This is a genomic window from Sphingobacteriales bacterium, assembly GCA_016706405.1.
GTDB lineage: Bacteria > Bacteroidota > Bacteroidia > Chitinophagales > UBA2359 > BJ6.
Map to the genome: position 1 here is coordinate 448,724 of JADJJT010000003.1, position 18,222 is coordinate 466,945.

Genomic DNA, 18,222 nt, shown 5'->3' on the forward strand with positions numbered 1-18,222 from the left:
TTAATTAAATATGCCCCAAATAGGTTTGTAAAATTAGTACTGCGCTAACTTCGTCTAACAAGGCTTTGTTGCGGCGTTGTTTTTTTTTAACACCGCTTTGAACCAATACCCGCATGGCATTTTTGGAAGTGTAATGCTCCTCTTCGCGAACAATTTTTATATCGGGGAAGGCCTTAGCCAAGGCTTGGGCAAACAAATTGGCCGGATGCGTAGCATGGGTGGGTGTGCCGTCTAAATTAGTAGGTTGCCCAATGACAATGCACGTAACCGGCTCGGTTGCTATATATTGTTTAATAAAGGGCAACGCATCATTAGTGTTAATGGTTGTAAGCCCGGTGGCAATAATTTGAAGCGGGTCGGTAACGGCAATACCCACTCGTTTTGTACCAAAATCTATTCCCATTATCCTTGACATACTATAAAATTCAAGCGCTATGTTTACAAATAACACAAATTTACTAAACTTATTTCATCCGGATAAGCCGCAACAATGGCATTAGTAAAACCAATTTCTTGTAAGGCGTGTGCGGTTGTTTCGTCAATAGTTATAACCTTATTCGGCGCACAAATATCGTAATTTTGGCAATATACCTGCGCGTTAAGTGGGGTGGTTAAAATAGCAATTTGGTGCTTAGGGATAAGAACCAGATTGGTTTTTTTAATTATACTATATACCGGCAAGGGCAAAACCTTAATTGTAGTTGCAATAAGCTGGGGCAACGTTTCAATGCTATTAATTGCCTGTGGAAACAAAACTGTACCATCATCATTGACACAGTTTGTAAAACTCAAGGCAATTTGTTCGGGCGGGGCTTCGTTTCCTACGAAATCGGCCTCAAAACCTGCCCGCCATAAAGCCCTAAGCGTTCCTAAGCCTACAACACCTATTTTTTTTCCGGAAATATTGGGTTCTTGGGCAAAAAAATATTGAACATCCTGCACATTCGAAAAAAACAACCAATCAAAGGGTGCATCCGGAAGTTGATACGGCAATGGAAGGAAATCAATTAATGATTGTGCGTAAACAGTATGCCTAAAAGCTTTGGCTGCTCGGGCAAAATACCCTTCATCTTTATTTATATTTATATCGCGGCTAATGAAAATAGTTTGTTGTGCAGGGTTTTTCAGTGTGGCCACAGCATGTAAAAGCAATTTCTCGGGGTCGGGGTTCGTAATTTTTATTTGAAAAGGAAAATCTGCTTGGCTATCTGCCACCGAAGCCCATAAGTGATAATCGCTCAAAAAATCGTTATTAATATAAATGCCAATAGGTTTTTTATTGTCGCCGTCAAGTTTACGCAATAAATGGCGTTCGGCGAGGGTAACAATTTCGGTTTTAAAATTATTCAGGTGCTGCCTCACTATTTTTTCCATTTCAATATCGTCTTCCCGAATTTGCCAGGCAAATACTCCTTGTGCAGGTGCGGGCACTAATTGATGTGGTTTTAATTCAACAATTTCAAAATTACTTAGAATTTTACTTAAATTTAAGTGATTTAGTCCGGTTGCCTCCAACAAAACGGCATCACAATCGTTATTTAGGCGACTTAAACGGGCTGTTATATTTCCGCTAATATTTTTTAAAATCACATCGGGGCGCAGGGCTGCAAACTGCGCTATTTGCCTTGCCGAGACTGCTCCGACAACTGCCTTGTGTTTCAGCCTAAGTTCAGAAAACCTATCTACGGCAGTTTTCCGGATAATAAGCCAATCAGCAGGGTTTTCTCTTTCTGAGCATCCGGCAATTAACAAACCGGAGGTAGGCGTTATTGGCAAATCCTCGTACAGGTGCACCGCCAAATCAATACTTTTGCTTAGTAAGGCCTGTTCAATTTCATCGGTAAAAATCCCTTTGTTGTTTATTTTATTAAAATTCAAGTTAAGCAGTTCATCGCCCTTGGTTTTAATAATTTTTAGTTGCACCTCGAAACCATTTTCAAGCAATATGTCGCGGGTGTAATGCGCCTGCCATAATGCCAACTCACTACTTCGTGTACCAATTACAATAGTAGATGTTTGCATTTATTTGATTATGTTATTTGTCGGCTCGCCTCAATTATTTGCCAATAGCATCTAATTTGGCCTGTACTTTGTTGGCCATTTCGGTTTGTTGTTTTTCGGTGAGCATACGAATAATTACCCGCATCAGGTTTTCGCTCGAGTCTAATTCGCGTTTATACATTGCGGCGTATTTTCCTTTCAGGCTTTTGTAGTAGGCAATGTCTTGGGCAATGCGGTCGGTGGTGCGGTCGGTTATAGCATTGGCGTTCTCCATATCATCGGTTTCGTAGTAGGCCGATATTATTGGAAACAAATACATATTAAAAGGAACGGCACTGTCGGGCATTTCGGTCATGGCGCGGTTTAGCACTTCGGCGGCTTTGTCTTTTTGGCCTCTATCAATGAACGCTTCTGCCAGACGGGCTGAATTACCTCTAAAATTATGCACCATCCGCGTCAGATCGGCATCAACCAAAACATCCGGATTTTTAATATTGCCAAATTTAAAATTGCTCATCATGTTTTGATACATAATATCCGGATTAACTTTGCCGGTATAAGGCTCAACGCCTTTGGCTTCAACGGGTACAATGCGATAGGCCAAACCTTCGAGCTGGAAATATTTCTCTAAACCCAAATAACTTGAGGGCGACACCGAAATAGCAAAATAAATAGGGCGTTTCCAGTTATTGGCATTTACAATATCTAAAACAAGCAGGTCGTTTTTATATAAATTATCTTTGGTTATTTCCCATTGAATTTCGGGTTCCATCAATGGCACATCATTAGGCGATATAGCCCCCGATGCCAAAACTGCTTCGCGGTCAACGGGCATTTTGATGCGTTTTGTAGGAAGGTAGTTCATAGGCCGTCCGGATCCGGTAACTTTTGCACTCGAACTTTCAGAGGTTATAAATTTCATCACATTATCGAGCGAAACGTAAGCATCAGCCGGAATATCTTGTTTGGCAACAAAGGGAACGATATCGCGCTCGGTGCCTCGGTATTTTTCGGGGGTTAGGGTCATTGGTACGGGGTCGGCATCGTTAACTTTGCGCCGCAGTTGGTCAATATACCAGTCAACGCCCAGTAAGCTAAGGTTTACCACCCGCACATCGCGCCTAATGCCCTCGACCTCTTGGGCGTACCATAGTGGGTAAGTGTCATTATCGCCTTGGGTAAAAATAATGGAATTGGGTGCGCATGAATTTAGGTAGTTGGCGGCAAAATCGCGGGCGGCAAAGCGGTTACTGCGGTCGTGATTATTCCAGTTTTGTGCGCCCATTAACAAGGGAGCCAAGGCGGCAATGCCAATGGCTAAAATGCTGCGGGCTTGTTGGTTTTTAAGTAGGCCGCCCAGCATATCGAAAATGGCAACTACGCCCAAGCCCAACCAAATATTAAAGGCCCAAAACGAGCCGGCAAAAATATAATCGCGTTCGCGCGGTTCAACAGGTGGCGAGTTTCCTTGAATAATTATCATTACGCCCAAGTACAGGAACAATAAAGTTACTACGCCAAAGTATCGCTTGTTAGACATAAATTGGAAAATTGCACCTAACAAGGCAATTAACAAGGGAATAAAAAACATTGTATTGCGCGAAGGATGATTTTTTATTGCCTCTGGAAGATTGCTTTGGGGGCCTAAGAAGGCGCTGTCAACAAAGCCAATTCCGGATAGCCAATTGCCATCGCGAATATCGCCCATACCTTGTTCGTCGTTTTGGCGGCCTACAAAATTCCAAAGTAAATAGCGCACGTACATGTGGCCAATTTGGTATTTAAAAAAGAATTTCCAGTTGTCGGCAGTAGTTGGTTTTTCTCCGGGTTTTAAATCTAACCAGCGTTCGTATAGGCGGCGGTGGTCGCTTTCGGTGCTGTAAATACGCGGGAAGAACATTTTTTTACCGTCAAAAACGTATTCAATTTTATCGCCTACGTCTTCGTATCTTTTTTCGCCTTTAAAATATTTGGTGCCTGTTTTTTTGGTATCAACCACTTTGGCGGTAAAATCATATCCGGTTAATAATGGTCTTGAGCCATATTGTTCGCGTTTTAAATAGGCATCTAACGAAACAATATCACTTGGCGTGTTCATGTTAATATTGGTATTTGCGTTTGCCCTAATTACAATGGTAATAATAGAGCTGTATCCAATAAGTACAAACATGGCAAACAACAAGGCACTGTTTACTAATATTTTTTTGTTTTTGTGCGACCACCACAAGCCAAATGCCATAACGCCAATTAACAATACTAAATACAACCAAACACCCGAATTAAAAGGCATGCCCATTCCGTTTACTAAAAATAATTCGAAGGCAGCACCCACACTTACTACACCTTGTATAATACCCGACAAAATGAAGCCCAACAATACATTACCAATAATAAATGCCGTAATTGCACCTGGCCAGGTAGGTTTGTAGCGTCTAAAATAGTACACCATAGTAATTGCCGGAATAGCTAAAATATTTAACCAATGGACAAAAAGTGTAACCCCAATAATAAAACCAATAAATAACAACCAATTATCGGCACTTGGTTTGTCGGCGCGGGCATCCCATTTGCAGGCTGCCCAAACTACCATAGCTGTAAACATTAACGACATAGAGTACACCTCGCCTTCGACAGCCGAAAACCAAATACTATCGGTAAAAGTGCCACCCAAGCCGGCTATTAAACCTGCGCCTAAAATTGTCCAGGCTTGCCCCGCTGTGTATTGGTTGTCGGTTGCATTGTCCGGAGTAATGAGTTTTCGGGCTAAATGTATAGTTACCCAGCATAAAAACATCATGGCAAATGCCGAGCATAGCCCCGACATAAAGTTTATAGTCAAACCTATTAATTGGGGGTCGCCGGCGGCAAGCAAGGTAAACATCCGCGAAATCATTAAAAATGTTGATGCCCCGGGTGGGTGAACAACTTGTTGTTTCCATGAAGAAGCTATAAACTCACCACAATCCCAAAGGCTGGTAGTCGCTTCAATGGTAAGGGTATATGTAATTCCGGAAATTAAAAAAACAAGCCAACCAGTATAGGTTATAAATTGGTTAAAACGTTGGGTATCCATGCAAATTAGGCTATAAATGGTAATAAGGCAGCAAAATTAGGAATTTTATTGGGTGTGCAGTAATTTTAACGGGTCAAATCACGTAAATAGCATAATAAGGCAGTTAAAAATCCTAAATTTGTGCTTTTTTAAGGAAAATTGAGCTTGAAAACCTCAAACAACAAAGATATTTATGCAAACAGCCGAACGAATTTCATCGCACGACGGATCAGATAATGTAATTTACCAACGACATTTGGTGGCCTACCATACTGCTGCCAATTTGGTAAACGGCCAATTATTAGAAGTTGGCTGCGGCGAAGGCTACGGAATTCCACTTTTAGCCGATAAAGTGCAAACCTACCATGCACTCGATAAGTTTAAAACCAATTTAAACAACTGGACAACACAATTTAAACATTTGCATTTTACCCAAGCCAGCGTACCGCCCCTGCCCTACCCTTCCAATGAATTCGACTCGTTGGTAAGTTTTCAGGTGATTGAACATATCGAAAACGATGCAGAATTTGTAAAAGAATTGGCGCGGGTGCTTAAACCAGGCGGTGTTTTAGTTTTAACTACCCCCAACCGCCCTATGTCTTTAACGCGCAACCCATGGCATGTGCGCGAATACACCCATACCGAACTGACGCAACTTTTGCAAACACATTTTAGCAAAGTTGATATGCAGGGCGTATATGGAAACGAAAAAGTAATGCAATACTACGAAGACAATAAAAAATCGGTCCGGAAATTTACCCGCTTCGATATTTTTAATTTGCAATACAAATTGCCTCGCCAATTATTGCAAATTCCCTACGATATACTTAACCGCTTTAACCGCCAAAAATTAAAAAAAGGCAATCCAAATTTAGTAAACGATATACAAGTTGGCGATTATCACCTAAAAAACGCCGACAAAAACTGTTTCGACTTATTGGCCATTGCGCATAAATAATGAACATTATAAATATACATTTAACTTTTAACAATTATATGCCGAACATCCGTTTTATTGCTATTATTTGCTGTTTGATTGTCCTAAAACTATCCATTGGCAGCAGCACAACTTTGCTTGCCCAAACTGCTACCATACAAGGCAGCGTTCGCAGTGTGTTGCTTAACGAACCACTCGTTGGGGCAGCTATCCGGAGTGGCAATAATGGCGTTGTTACCGATTATAATGGCGACTACAAACTTGAATTGCCCGCCGGAGCCTCAACCATTGAAGTAAGTTATATCGGATATATTTCTCAAACAAAAACCGTTGAATTAACCGCCTCACAAAACTTAACTTTAAACTTTACCCTCGAAGAAAAAAATGATTTAATGAGCGAAGTTGTAGTAGTTGCCGACGTTGCCCGAAGCCGTAAAACCCCCGTGGCGTTTAGCACCGTACCCCTCGAAAAAATTCAAGAGCAGGTTAGCGTACAAGATTTACCCATGGTGCTTAACAGTACCCCCGGCGTTTATGCCACCCAGCAAGGCGGCGGCGATGGCGATGCACGAGTTACAATTAGAGGGTTTAACCAGCGAAACATAGCCATTATGATAGATGGCGTGCCGGTAAACGATATGGAAAATGGTTGGGTTTATTGGTCAAATTGGTCGGGTTTAAGCGAGGTTGCCCGCAGTATGCAAGTGCAGCGCGGCCTTGGGGCATCAAAATTGGCATTGCCCTCGGTAGGTGGCACCATTAATATGTTAACTAAAGGTATCGAAGCAAAAAAAAGCTTTTCAATAAAACAGCAAATAGGTACACAAGGATTTTTACAAACAACCTTAACAGGTACTACCGGCCGGATGAAACATGGCTGGGGCTTTACTTTTACTGGCTCGTACCGCCAACAAAACGGATTTATAGACAATACATGGAGCAAAGCTTGGTTTTATTTTGCCAAACTCGAAAAACAATTAGGTAAACACACCTTGGGACTATCGGCAATTGGCGCACCACAACAACACGCGCAGGCAGGTTTTAAACAAAAAATTGCCGTTTACAGTACAGACTGGGCAGCAAAATTAGGTGTTGACACCTCCGGAATGGCCAAAAGCACAAAACCTATCTATAATAACGGATTAAAATACAATTTGCACTGGGGTAATATTCAGCGCTGGAAACTTGCCAACGGCGACACCATACTTCCGGAAACCGAAACACTAACCGAGCAATTAAACTTCTACCACAAGCCTCAAATAACATTAAAGCATTTTTTTGCTCCACATCGCAATTTTAGCTGGTCAAACATCGCTTATTTGTCCTTAGGAAACGGAGGTGGCACCTCTAATTTTGGCACTGTTCCAACCAATGCAAGTGGGCAATACGACTATCAAAAATCTTACAATGCCAATGCAAACCCACTGTTTTGGGATGGGGTTTCGCCTCGTGCAAGTACCATTATTTTACAAGCAAGTATAAACAACCACGTTTGGTACGGACTTTTATCTACCTTCGAGTGGAAACTAAACGAGCTATTAACTTTTTCCGGAGGTTTAGATGGCCGTTCGTACAAGGGCATCCACACCGCCGAAGTTTATGATTTGCTTGGCGGCGATTTTTACAACGATAAAACACCCAACTACACCATAGATGTGGCCGGAGCCGCCATTCAACGCAAAAAAGGCGACCCCATACGCCGAAATTATGACGGCTTGGTTGATTGGGGCGGCGCTTTTACCCAACTCGAGTACGACAAAGGTAATATCAGCGCATTTGTAAACCTCACTGGCGCCGTTACAGCCTATCAACGCATTGACCGCTACCAGAAATGGGACCTCGAAACAGACACCGGATGGGTCTATCAGGCGGTAGGTTATAATCCAAAAAACTGGTATATAACAACAACCGGCGATACTATAAAATGGGGAAACCCAAATTTGCGGGTTTCAACCACGCCCAAAGTAATTATACCTGGATTTACAGCCAAAGCTGGGGCCAACTGGAATTTTAGCGAACGCATGAACGCTTTTGTTAATGTAGGCTATTTAGACAAAGCACCCCCATTCGGAAACGTATTTAGCAGTTCTAACTCTAAATACGACGAATTTGTAAACGAAAAAATAATAGCGACCGAATTAGGGCTGGGTTACAAATCGGCAAATGTGGCAGTAAATTTTAACGCCTACAACACAACTTGGCTCAACAAACCCTTAATTATTAGCTTTGAAGATGTTGATGGCAACAGTATAACCGCCAATGTTGCCGGATTACGTGCCGACCACCGGGGCGTAGAATTAGATGCCGCTATTGAACCATTGAAATGGTTAAAAATTGAACTGCTCTCGTCCGTGGGAGATTGGATTTGGAACAGCAATGCCAAAGCAGTTATTGAGGCAACCGAAGGTTTAGACTCGACTGAATTGACTACCGCCAACCTAAATTTTAGCGCCAAAGGTGTGCATGTAGGCGATGCAGCCCAAGTGCAATTTGGCGGCAGCATCCGGATTGAACCCATCAAAAAAGCGTATATTACTTTAAAAGGTATTTATTACGGCAAAAATTTCTCCGATTTTCAGCCCGAATTTTTAACCGGCCCCAATGCCGACCGCGAAAGTTGGCAAACCCCCAATTATCAACTTTTTGACCTAAGCGCGGGGTACAATTTTAAACTCGGTAAAACTATGAATGGCCGTATTTATGGCAATATTTTAAACTTACTTAATACCGAGTATATAAGTGATGCCAGTACCCGTGATGGTTACGAAATTGAAAAGATTGAAGTTTTTTTTGGGCAGGGTCGTAGATTAAATTTAGGCGTTCAAGTCAATTTTTAATTAATATCCGGATTTAAAAACTAATTATCGGATGTTTACTCGTTGCTTGAACTATCACTTATTTCATCCGGAAAAAATAAAGCCAAGTAGCAATCTGAAGTCTTAAATTTACACAAAAACTCTAAATTTGCCCAATGAACAACCAATATTATCCGGATAATTTATTTTCGGCGACACCTCCACTGGCCGAACGTATGCGCCCCAAAAACTTAGATCAGTTCATTGGGCAACAGGTTATAACGGGCAAAACATCGCTTTTGCGAAAGGCTTTGGATGCGGGCGTTGTGCCGTCTTTAATTTTGTGGGGGCCGCCCGGCACTGGCAAAACCACTTTGGTCTATATTATTGCCAACCATACTAAATTGCCATTAATTACGCTAAATGCAGTCGAGTCGGGGGTGCGGCAAGTGCGCGAAGCCATTGACAAAGCAGCAGGGCAAGGCAAAACCCTGTTATTTATAGACGAAATTCACAGATTTAACAAAGCGCAGCAAGATGCGTTGCTTAGTGCAGTCGAAAAGGGCATAATTACCCTTATTGGTGCTACTACCGAAAACCCATCGTTCGAGGTAATTGCCCCTTTATTGTCAAGGTGTTCGGTGTTTGTACTTGAAACCCTAAACGCCGACGAACTGCTGCGTATAGTACAATTTGCCATCCATAACGATGAATATTTGCGCAGCCGTAATATTGAATTGGTCGAATACGAGGCTTTGCTTAAACTATCGGGGGGCGATGCCCGCAAATTGCTGAACCTGTTAGAGTTTTTAGTACAAAGTCAGCCCCCAACCAACGAGCCTTTGCGCATTACCAACCAATTAACCGATGAGTTGGGCAAACAACTGTTGCTGCGCTACGACAAATCGGGCGAACAACATTACGACATTATATCGGCCTTTATAAAATCGCTGCGCGGAAGCGACCCTAATGCAGCCATATATTATTTGGTTCGGATGATAGAAAGTGGAGAAGACCCTAAGTTTATAGCCCGCCGGATGCTGATATTAGCCAGCGAAGACATAGGTAATGCCAACCCTACCGCTTTGGTAATTGCCAATACCTGTTTTGATGCAGTTGCTAAAATTGGGTATCCGGAATGTGCTTTAACACTTACACAAACTGCTATTTATTTGGCTTGCTCGCCCAAAAGCAACAGTGTTTACTCTGCCTTAAAAGCCGCCAAAAAATTAGTGCTCGACACCGGAAACTTAAACGTACCCATGCACCTGCGCAATGCTCCCACTCGCTTAATGCGCCAGTTGGGGTATGGCAACGAGTACGTTTACCCACACGAAAAACAAGGCAACTTTTGGCCCCAAGAATACCTGCCCGAAGAAATAGCGCAAACCAAACTATATCAGCCAGCTGCCAATACCCGCGAAGAAGAATACCGGAAATGGCTGCGCCAGCGATGGAAAGAAAAATACGACTATTAAAAATTTGAACAGTGCCACAAAATTTTGCCACTATTGCCAAGATTATACTATCTTTGTGGCTTATTTAGACTATGTTTAAATAAATCATTTATGCCAAGCCCAAAAATACAGCCAATACCTTTAACCCAACTGCGTCTTGGGCAAACAGCAATCTTGTTTGCCGTTAACCATCCTGAGTTAAAAAACGCATTGCTGAATATGGGTGTACAATGTGGCGATACTATAAAATTAAGCAATATTGCGCTTTGGGGTTGCCCCATTGCTATTGCTGTAAATGGCACTAAAATAGGTATTCGAAAACATGCCGCCAAACAGATATGGGTCGAGCTAACCGACAATTAAACACTATGCCGTTAAAAATAGCCCTTATTGGCAACCCTAATTCCGGAAAAACCTCGTTATTTAACCTGCTCACGGGCCTCAACCAAAAGGTTGGAAATTTTCCGGGCGTTACTGTTGACCGCAAACAAGGGCAATTAAACTTACCCGATGGTCAAAAAGCTATTGTTATTGACCTTCCGGGAATTTATACTCTGTATGCAAATAGTCAAGACGAAGAAATAACAATTCAAACGCTGCTTCAAACCAATCAACCCGATTATCCGGATAAGGTTGTTTTGGTTATTGATGCCACCCAACCCGAGCGCAGTTTAGCATTGGCTACTCAAGTTATTGACCTTCAAATACCTTTAATTTTGGCTTTAAATATGGCCGATATACTGCATAACGAAGGCATCAAAATTAATACCCAGCTACTATCTGAGCAATTAAACTGCCCGGTTGTGGCTATCTCGGCCCGCGAACAAACAGGCATAACGGCACTTAAACAAGCCATTACCGAACCTATTGAAACAAAAAATTATTCGAAGTTTTTTAAAATTCCACCCGATTTAACTTCAACCCTCGAAGCATTTGCACAACAAGAGCAAACAAGCAATTTATACCAAGCATTTTTAAAACTATTACAAAGTAAATTAAATAAAAATAGCCAACCACAGTTACAAATTAATGAAGTTCAAGCCCAATACCATCAAGCAGATGATTTGCACTGGCGGCAACACAAGGCACGGAAATTAATTGACGGCGTTTTAGGCCGCAAACCCACAAAAGACGAACAATTTACAAATAAAATAGATGCCATACTTTTGCACCCTGTTGCCGGATATTTGGTGTTTATTGTGCTATTGCTGCTAATTTTTGAAGCAATTTTTAGTTGGGCCTCATTGCCGATGGATTTAATAGATGGCGGTATTGCAAAATTAGCCGGATATTTAAAAGCAATTATGCCCGAGTTTTGGATTACCGACCTGCTTACCGATGGTTTGCTAATGGGTTTGGGTGGAATTTTGGTTTTTGTACCCCAAATTGCTTTTTTATTCTTCTTTTGGCAATTTTGGAAGAGTCGGGGTATATGGCACGTATTGTATTTTTAATGGATAGAATTATGCGCCCATTTGGATTTAGCGGGCGTGCCATGGTGCCTTTAATTGGTGGTATGGCCTGCGCGGTTCCTTCAATTATGATGGCTCGCAACATACCCTCAACCCGCGAAAGGTTGCTAACTATTATGGTTTTACCGCTTATGAGTTGCTCGGCCCGGATACCCATTTACATTTTGCTAATTACCATGTTTGTTCCAAGTACGCGCGTTTTGGGCTTTTTAACCTTGCAGGGATTAACTATGATGGGCTTGTATGTACTGGGTTTTGTCGCTGCATTGGGGTCGGCCTTAGTATTTAAAATGTTTTTACCTCAAAAAAGCAATGCCCCTTTATTTTTAACCGAAATGCCCATATATCGCCGTCCAAGATGGCGCAATGTTGTTTTAGGAATTTACAATAAGTGCAAAACTTTTGTTGTAGAAGCCGGAAAAATTATTTTGCTCATTTCATTGATTTTGTGGTTGTTGGCTTCGTATGGGCCTGGTCAAACCATGGAAGAAATTGACCAAAAATACGAGCAGCAAAAAGCCTTACTTGAAAGCCAAACGCCCCGCCCCGAAGAAGAAATACACGTCTTAGCACAACAACACGCCTCCGAACGGCTTAAAAACTCGTATGCAGGGCGTATCGGGCATTTTATTGAGCCTGCCATTGCCCCACTTGGCTACGATTGGAAAATTGGCATTTGTTTACTCACCAGTTTTGCAGCCCGCGAGGTGTTTGTAGGCACTATGGCTACTATTTATGGTATTGAAAGTGATATTGCCACCGAACACCCCGAAACCCTAATTGAAAAAATGAAACGCGACACCTACCCCAAATCCGGAAAGCCCGTTTATACGCCCGCAGTAGGTTTTTCGTTGTTGATTTTTTACGCCTTTGCTATGCAATGTATGAGCACCTTGGCCATTACCCGGCGCGAAACCAACTCTTGGAAATGGACTTTAATAATGTTGTTTTACATGACTGCCATGGCCTATTTTGCCGCTTGGTTGGTGTTTAGGGTAATGAGCTAACAGAACTTTTAATGCGTTGCCTTAATAAAATGCTGAATAAAAAAATTGCTAACGCTGTGAATTGTGTGAATGTTAAGCCAATAGCTAATTTTGAATTGTTCCGAATAAATTCAAACATAAAACGCGATAATGAACTTATAATTAGGTAAAGGCAAAATATTTGCCCTGTAAATTGTTTGCGTTCATTGAGCCATAGTAAGTAAAAAAATAATATGCCGGTTACAATCATTTCGTAAATGGGTACAGGATGTGCTGGTAATAAACTCGGATACTGCCCATCTATATAGTGCATACCCCACGGCAAGGTAGTATAGGTTCCGTAACAGCCGTCTCCGGATAGTTGACACCCAAGCCTTCCAAAAAAATAGCCAATACAAACTGTAATAGCTAAAATATCTGCTATTTCAAGTAATTTTTTTAACGAAAACCACTTTGAAAAACCATAAATACAAGCCATAACTAATAACAATCCGCCATAATAGCTAAAACCGCCGCTGTTCATTTTATCGCGCAAGGGGTAGTTACTTAGTGGCTCGCCGCTTTTAAAGTGCAGTATCACATCTTCAAACACCGAATAAACCCTAGCACCTAACAACCCTATTTGAGTTAGAACAAAAACAATAAAGAATACGCCAACAGGGTTTAGCATTTTTTTTGAACGACATAGGGTATAGCCTAACAAAAAAATGCTACACATTACTGCCGCTACACCCACCATAAACATATACCAGCCCGAAGCTTGTTGGGGTAGCCATGTTGGGTAACTAATCATATACTAAATACAATAGTTGCTTACTTAGATACTATAAAACGCAAGTAATTAGGTGGGTTGTTTATTGGTTTTTTATTATGCATCACTTGTATAAAATAAATGCCATTTGGCAACTTGTCTATTGATATTGGCAGACTGTTTTTGGCGGCATACTGATATTCGCTAAAGGTTTTTACAACCTGTGCATTTTGATTTAATATATTGTAATTAAATTCGCCTTGTATGTTTAAAAAATAATCTAAATAAACTGTTTTGCTATTTGGGTAGTTGTTAAGTAAACCAACAATGGTAATTGGGTCTTTATAATTAATATTATTAGGTATCTCTCCTTTATCGAGTATTATAAGGGCTTCTTTAACAGATTTATCTTCTAAATAAGGTAGGTAGTTTATTATATAATTACAGGCTGAAATTATTTCGTTGTTGGTGGTTTGTGTTTTGAGGGTATTTAAAAAATCGTAAATGGCAGCAATATCGTTGTGGTTTAATTTATTGGTAGGGGCTATTTTTGAAAAAGACTCGTGCACATTATCGTAAATTTCGCCTAAAACATGGTCTAATTTTTTTTGTAACAACTTACTTGACGGGTTTTCGGAGTAAATTACATTCTGTAAATCGTCAAAATTATGCAAAATGGTTTTTTTTATTTTAGGAACATTATTACTTAGGTACTCTTTTTCAAAATTAAGCATAGCACGCTGAAAATAAGCATTGTAATTTGACACAACACCCGCCTTGCAAGTGGTACCGCCGCCGCCGCCGCCATTACCACTAATTTCTTCATTAGACGGTGATTTAAAATCGGTACAAGGTATATTTGAATTTTGAAGAACATAAGCCATACACAAATCTTCAGGTGATAAGGTTTTTTTTATACTTCCATAAACATAAAATGACCCCGGACTCATAACTGCATGAGCAATATTGTCTAAATGCCCTAAGCCAAAGGTATGTCCGAGTTCATGCACTGCAACTGATGTAAAATCAACAACATCAGTGGTATCCACTATGTCTTGTGTTAGGTTTTGAAAATTCATAGTAGGGCTAAATAATATATCAACACCAGTAATCACAGGAGCTAAATTTGACTCACCACATTTATTTGCATAAACAACTGTTACGGCTCCTTTATGACCCCAATTGTTAATATTAATATGTCCGAAAGTATCAAATCCAATTAAGTTAATATTGTCATCTTCTAATATTCCGTTGGCTGTAGAATATTGCGAGCTGTACGTAAAAACCGGCGAAACCCACTCACCATTATACGCACCATAATCATTCCATATACCCATCGCAACTATAACCTGTTGATGAAAAACCTTATCTATTACTATGTTTTGGTGCAATTGAAATTCTATTGAATAAGCATCACCTGAATCCCACAGTTTTTCGTTGAAAGGGTCGCTTCTATCAACCCATCTCCCCGAATAGTATCCATCATAATCAGTTTCAACTTTATTGTAAGTGCACGAATAATCAAATTGTGCTACGACTTTAAAATTGAGCAAAAATAACAAAAAAATGTAATAAAATTTCATGGTGTATGAATTAATTTAAGAAATTGTTTAATACTTTTACTGTCATTGTTTTTTATACCCCCACCAAGTTTTTCATAATATAATGGCATTGCATGTATAATAAATTGTGAATTGCAAAAGTTATCTTTGTATTTTTGTGGTATATTTTTAAAGAATTTCTCTAAAGCAAACATTCGAGACGACCCACTTAAATCAATTATATATATATACGTGCTTCCTATATTGTTTATGTCAACACCATCCATCACTATTGAAATAGTTTTATACCCTGAACGGTCGTTAGCACAAGCACCACTATAACCATAACTATCTTTTAATTTTATATAATCGCCAAAAACAATATTACCATTATTATACAACATTTCATTTACCTCTACAATATAGTCTTGGTTATACTTTTTGCATGTTATAGTGTCGTAAATATTATTAATATCTATTAATTTTCCAAGAAATACTGCATCTGCATTAGCATACAAAAAAAACTCCCAAACCTCCAAATCGTAATATATTGTTTTTTTAAACATAGTGTTTTCGTATGGCAGGCTCGTGCGGGCTATGCTGTCGTATATTTTACGGTTAATATTGGGGTTTCTTACCCGTGCAAGTAAGTAGTTTAATCCAAAACCATAATATTGCGCCATAGTGTCTCTAAGTTTCGACCTACGCGGTATGCCAAACTCGTCCATTAGTTTTAAAACTGCTATACTATCTTCGTAGTGTACAAAATCTAACGAAGTGCTGTCGCAGGGAATATTTAGGTACGAATCGCGATTGCCTTTTGAAGAGCAAGCACTTGTAAAAAACAAGAGTAAAGCCAAAAGCAGCAAACATAATGACTTACGGGTTGTAGTTTTCATAAGTTAGCGTTGTTTATCTATAAAACCAACAATTTATAAGTGTTTATTATTTTGTTTGCATAGTGCAAAGTTAAAATATAATTTCCGGTGGGTAGCCAATTTTCAATATCTATGTCAAATGTGGCCTCTTCATTAACATGTAAATCTATGAGCATATTTTTTTTAACAAATACTCGTCCGTTTATATCAGTTATTTGTAAGTCAATTTTATCAATATAGGCTGTGCTTGATATATTAATTTTTGCATGATTTATTGCAGGGTTGGGGTAAATATGGCTACTTATAATATTGGCGGGTATGGGATTATTGGTAGTTTCATTTTTGTAAAAACTTATTTTATCAGAAATTTTAAATATGCCTGCAACCCCTTTCATTTTTTTGGTAAAGGTAAATGGCCAAACATTCATTTTTATTTTGGTTTCGGGCGCCCAAATTAGTGTTAGGTCTTTATTGGTGGTGCTACATAGTTTAATTGAGGCTAAATTTATTTTATCGCTTAGCTTAACTTTATCGTAAACGCTACCCTCACCCCAATTACACCATTCATATTGAAAACCATCTATAACCCTACCTGGATGTGTATTGTACGATTGGATTTCTATCCAATTATTATTGGCATATTTTTCAAAACTTGTAATTTCTTCGGCTACTTCGCCACCATCAACGTTTGCTATCATATAAAAATCTAAATCGCTTAGTTTATGAAAACTTGGCACATATTGAAATGTAGTAACATTATTATCTAAGTACCCTGTACCATTGTTACTAAACTTCTGTGTCCAAGTATTGCCGTCGAAATTTTCTAAATTTGCCCAAAGTGTATTAATACAAAGCAGTTCGTCGGCGGTATCTAACGAGTCGGCTCTAAGGGCGTAAACAGCTTGTATATTGCTCAAGTTAGTTCCGCCAATCCATGTATTCACGCTGCCATTCCATCGGGTATTTAGTTTCCATTTTCCGGCGTTTCCGGGGGTAAAATACCATAAAATAGCATTTCCTAATGCGTCTAAATAAAATAGGTCGTCTTTTCCATCTCCATCGTGGTCAAAAGGGGTAAAGCGTGGAGAGACATTTATAGAATAGGGTCCGTTGCCATTGATGTCATAAAACTCTGAGCCTCCGCTCCACATAGTAATAGCCCACTTTGTAGTTGCAAACCTAACAAGTTTTGCTTCTCGTTTTAATGACTGCCCAATACCGCCATTTTTTGGCTTTAATACAAACAAAATGTGCTCTTTGCCAGTTGCATCGCCATTTTGCATGACAACATATCCGGCTAAACGCCCTAAATCAACTTCACCAAGCCACCAATTGCCAAAATTGCTCCAAACGTAATCCCAAACACCATCGTTATAAGCTTGTAAAGTTGCCCAGCCGTTGTCGGCAATACTAAGTAGTTCATCATCACCGTCACCGTCGCTATCAAAAGCAATTTGCAAGTCGTTTGCACCTATAGCCCACGAGCCAATTTTGCCGTTGGCGTTGTTATGCCAAACAAAACCATCAACATCAGCGCTACAAGTTTCACTACCTAATTCGGTATTAGTACCGCTACCTTCTTCGGTATCAATATAATCATTTTCAAACTGCAAATAAGAATTGTCAATGTATGGTAAGGTGTTTAATGTATTTAAAGTATTAATTATATTAACGTATGATTGACTATTTGGTACATTAAAAGCTTTTACGTTTTCGGGCATTGTATTATTAGTGTCATTAATAGCAGTTAAATTATAGGTAGTTGCCAAATTGTTAAAAGTTGTATCATAGCTGTATTCGCCTTCTATGGGTTTTAACTCAATGGTTAAGCGTTTTGCAGGTATAAAACGCCTTTGATGGTTGTTTTCAAGCACACTATTTTTAGCCTCGTTGTAATGCACCATAGCTGTATATAGATTTTGGCGCGCGAGTGCAAAGCTATCAGGTACATAATTTAACACAACCGGGGCTTCGGTTATTAATGAAACAATTTGTCCAATTTGGTTTTTGGCAGTTGTTATTTCTGTTGGTGTCGCTGTTGTTACAAAATGTACAGCATATCTATTTGCTAAAGCATTTATTTTAGCTACCGATTCAACATCTTGTATATACCCAATTGCATTAACTTGAGCTGATGTTAGGGGACTTATTGTAGTAAAAACCATTACGTAATTATCTACCTGTAAGCTAACTTTTTGTTGGTGATAGATTATGCTATCGGGGAAAGCTAATGATGGCTGGGCTACTAATACCATGTTTGTGCCAATCAAAACCAATACGAATAAAAGGAATTGCTTTTTCATAAAAATAATTATTTAAGTTTGCACGAAATTACATCAACTATATATGAAA

At 39.8% G+C, this 18,222-nt stretch carries 11 protein-coding genes and 1 pseudogene; 5 read left to right on the top strand and 7 right to left on the bottom strand.

Annotation, left to right across the window (positions count from 1 at the left end; translation table 11 throughout):
• Positions 1-4 precede the first annotated feature (4 nt).
• The 3 genes from ruvX to IPI59_13725 are packed head-to-tail and all read right to left on the bottom strand — an operon-like array spanning position 5 to position 5,074.
• On the bottom strand, positions 5-415 hold the full coding sequence (ruvX, locus tag IPI59_13715) for a Holliday junction resolvase RuvX (protein ID MBK7528573.1): 411 nt from the start codon (positions 413-415) through the stop codon (positions 5-7).
• Between the two features lie 23 nt (positions 416-438).
• Complete coding sequence (hemC, locus tag IPI59_13720) at positions 439-2,022, bottom strand: hydroxymethylbilane synthase (GenBank protein MBK7528574.1); 1,584 nt, start codon at positions 2,020-2,022, stop codon at positions 439-441.
• Between the two features lie 34 nt (positions 2,023-2,056).
• Entirely contained in the window at positions 2,057-5,074 is a 3,018-nt protein-coding gene (locus IPI59_13725) for a DUF2723 domain-containing protein (protein ID MBK7528575.1), read from the bottom strand.
• 172 nt (positions 5,075-5,246) lie between these two features.
• Here IPI59_13725 and IPI59_13730 point away from each other — a divergent pair, with 172 nt between their 5' ends.
• The 5 genes and pseudogenes from IPI59_13730 (at position 5,247) to feoB (ending at position 12,721) form a co-directional block, all read left to right on the top strand.
• Complete coding sequence (locus tag IPI59_13730) at positions 5,247-6,011, top strand: class I SAM-dependent methyltransferase (GenBank protein MBK7528576.1); 765 nt, start codon at positions 5,247-5,249, stop codon at positions 6,009-6,011.
• A 74-nt stretch (positions 6,012-6,085) separates the two neighbouring features.
• The gene (locus IPI59_13735; protein MBK7528577.1) at positions 6,086-8,827 is read left to right on the top strand and encodes a TonB-dependent receptor; all 2,742 of its coding nucleotides are present in this window, start codon (positions 6,086-6,088) and stop codon (positions 8,825-8,827) included.
• Positions 8,828-8,961: 134 nt separating this feature from the next.
• Entirely contained in the window at positions 8,962-10,263 is a 1,302-nt protein-coding gene (locus IPI59_13740) for a replication-associated recombination protein A (GenBank protein MBK7528578.1), read from the top strand.
• A 90-nt stretch (positions 10,264-10,353) separates the two neighbouring features.
• Positions 10,354-10,605 (top strand): ferrous iron transport protein A, encoded by a 252-nt coding sequence (locus IPI59_13745; protein ID MBK7528579.1) that lies wholly within the window; start codon positions 10,354-10,356, stop codon positions 10,603-10,605.
• A 5-nt stretch (positions 10,606-10,610) separates the two neighbouring features.
• Positions 10,611-12,721 (top strand): annotated as a pseudogene (gene feoB, locus IPI59_13750) (ferrous iron transport protein B).
• Here the strand turns inward: feoB and IPI59_13755 are convergent.
• The 4 genes from IPI59_13755 to IPI59_13770 are packed head-to-tail and all read right to left on the bottom strand — an operon-like array spanning position 12,705 to position 18,173.
• Positions 12,705-13,493: a prolipoprotein diacylglyceryl transferase gene (locus tag IPI59_13755; GenBank protein MBK7528580.1), complete on the bottom strand. Its 789-nt coding sequence runs from the start codon at positions 13,491-13,493 to the stop codon at positions 12,705-12,707. The pseudogene feoB and the gene IPI59_13755 overlap by 17 nt on opposite strands.
• A 20-nt stretch (positions 13,494-13,513) precedes the next feature.
• Positions 13,514-15,034, bottom strand: coding sequence for a hypothetical protein (locus IPI59_13760; GenBank protein ID MBK7528581.1), 1,521 nt, complete (start codon positions 15,032-15,034; stop codon positions 13,514-13,516).
• A complete protein-coding gene (locus IPI59_13765) occupies positions 15,031-15,891 on the bottom strand; it encodes a hypothetical protein (protein ID MBK7528582.1) in 861 nt (286 codons plus the stop codon). Before IPI59_13765 ends, IPI59_13760 begins: the two co-directional genes overlap by 4 nt.
• Positions 15,892-15,908: 17 nt before the next feature.
• Complete coding sequence (locus tag IPI59_13770; GenBank protein MBK7528583.1) at positions 15,909-18,173, bottom strand: T9SS type A sorting domain-containing protein; 2,265 nt, start codon at positions 18,171-18,173, stop codon at positions 15,909-15,911.
• Positions 18,174-18,222: the final 49 nt, after the last annotated feature.

Coding starts and splice junctions, on each gene's coding strand:
- ruvX (MBK7528573.1), bottom strand. CDS start 415: ATGTCAAGGATAATGGGAATAGATTTTGGTACAAAACGAGTGGGTATT.
- hemC (MBK7528574.1), bottom strand. CDS start 2,022: ATGCAAACATCTACTATTGTAATTGGTACACGAAGTAGTGAGTTGGCA.
- IPI59_13725 (MBK7528575.1), bottom strand. CDS start 5,074: ATGGATACCCAACGTTTTAACCAATTTATAACCTATACTGGTTGGCTT.
- IPI59_13730 (MBK7528576.1), top strand. CDS start 5,247: ATGCAAACAGCCGAACGAATTTCATCGCACGACGGATCAGATAATGTA.
- IPI59_13740 (MBK7528578.1), top strand. CDS start 8,962: ATGAACAACCAATATTATCCGGATAATTTATTTTCGGCGACACCTCCA.
- IPI59_13745 (MBK7528579.1), top strand. CDS start 10,354: ATGCCAAGCCCAAAAATACAGCCAATACCTTTAACCCAACTGCGTCTT.
- IPI59_13755 (MBK7528580.1), bottom strand. CDS start 13,493: ATGATTAGTTACCCAACATGGCTACCCCAACAAGCTTCGGGCTGGTAT.
- IPI59_13760 (MBK7528581.1), bottom strand. CDS start 15,034: ATGAAATTTTATTACATTTTTTTGTTATTTTTGCTCAATTTTAAAGTC.
- IPI59_13765 (MBK7528582.1), bottom strand. CDS start 15,891: ATGAAAACTACAACCCGTAAGTCATTATGTTTGCTGCTTTTGGCTTTA.
- IPI59_13770 (MBK7528583.1), bottom strand. CDS start 18,173: ATGAAAAAGCAATTCCTTTTATTCGTATTGGTTTTGATTGGCACAAAC.